This is a genomic window from Ensifer sp. ZNC0028 (assembly GCF_000799055.1).
Lineage (GTDB): Bacteria > Pseudomonadota > Alphaproteobacteria > Rhizobiales > Rhizobiaceae > Ensifer.
This window is the reverse complement of sequence record NZ_JTLA01000165.1, coordinates 1-1447: the sequence shown is the minus strand read 5'-3', so window position 1 is coordinate 1447 and position 1447 is coordinate 1. Positions and strand designations below refer to the sequence as shown.

Here is a 1447-nt window from a genome sequence, read left to right as displayed (position 1 = left end):
CTTCGGCCAATGTCTTGCCTTCCTCGCGCGACAACAGCTTTCCGAGCTCGTCCTTGCGGGCAAGGATCTCGTCGGCGGTCTTCCTGAGGATCGCGTGGCGCTCGAGGATGCCCGAGCGCGACCAGGCCGGGAACGCCGCCTTCGCAGCCGCAATCGCCGCCCGTGCATCGTCGGCAGACGCACGGGCGTACTCTCCGACCACGTCGTTGGTGTTGGACGGGTTGATGTTGGCGACCCCGTCGCCGCCGACCCATTCGCCGGCAATCAGGTTCTGGTGCAATGTCATGGCGTGAGGCTCCTTCCGTCTCGCGCAATCCGGCGTTACGCGCCGGCGCTGCGATCAGAGTTGCTGGATGGCGACCGGCTCGTCGGCGGCGATGGCAAGGGCGTTGCGAAGCGGCAGGCCGAAGCCCGAAGCCTCGATCTCGAACACGTCGCCTTCCTCGGTGCGGATGCCGTCGCCAAAGGAGAGTGTCGCCGTGCCGAACATGTGCACGTGCACGTCGCCCGGCTGGCGGAACAGGCCATATTTGAAATGATGATGCTCAAGATTGGCGAAACTGTGCGACATGTTGGCTTCGCCCGACAGGAACGGCTTTTCCCACAGCACCTTGCCGCCACGCAGGATGCGCGACATGCCGCGGATATCCTCAGGGGCGACACCGATGCGGATTTCCGGACCGAAGCTCGCCTGGCGCAGCTTCGAGTGCGCCAGCCAAAGATAGTTGACCCGCTCGGTCTTGTGGTCGGAGAACTCGTTGGCAACGGCAAAACCGATCCGGAACGGTACGCCCTTCTCCGAGATCACATAGATGCCGGCCATTTCCGGTTCCTCGCCGCCATCCTCGGCGAAGGAAGGCGAAACGAGCGCCGACCCCGGCGCGACGGCGGACGTGCCGTTGCCCTTGTAGAACCATTCCGGCTGCACGCCGGTCTCGCCGGCCCTCGGCTTGCCGCCTTCGAGCCCCATGCGGAACATCTTCATCGAGTCCGTCAACGTTTCCTCGGCTGCCTCGCTTGTCTTCTTGTGCATCGCGTCGCGGGTCGCAGCCGAGCCCAAGTGCGTGAGCCCCGTGCCGGTCAGGTGCAAGTGCGCCGGATCCGGATGGGTGATCGGCGGCAAGAACCGGCCCTCCGCATAGGCCTTGTCGAGGTCGACGGCCGGGCCGAGGCCCTTGGCCTCGATCGTCTCCTTCAGGCTGCGCCCGGCATTGGCCGCTTCCATCGCCAGCGCATAAACGCTCGCCGCACCGTTGACCGTATGCGCCGCCTCGCCGGGCTGCCGCACCGCCACCGTGATCGATCCGTCTTCGTTCCTGATCTGCGAAATCAGCACGATGCTATCCTTCCTATCGTCTGGGGTCGCTGTGTTCGCCTTCTCGAGGCAAAAGCATCCCCGTGGGTGGCTCTCGCCACCCAATTCCGGCGGACCAATCCGCCGATCCTG

At 65.0% G+C, this 1447-nt stretch carries 2 protein-coding genes; both read right to left on the bottom strand.

Annotated features, from left to right (window positions below; all coding sequences use genetic code 11):
• Nucleotides 1-286 (bottom strand): aldehyde dehydrogenase family protein (locus tag L981_RS31125; RefSeq protein WP_043626054.1); only part of this gene is annotated, 286 nt, incomplete at its 3' end.
• A 54-nt stretch (nt 287-340) separates the two neighbouring features.
• A complete protein-coding gene (gene araD1 / locus L981_RS31120) occupies nt 341-1336 on the bottom strand; it encodes an AraD1 family protein (RefSeq protein WP_043626051.1) in 996 nt (331 codons plus the stop codon).
• Between the last annotated feature and the right edge of the window lie 111 nt (nt 1337-1447).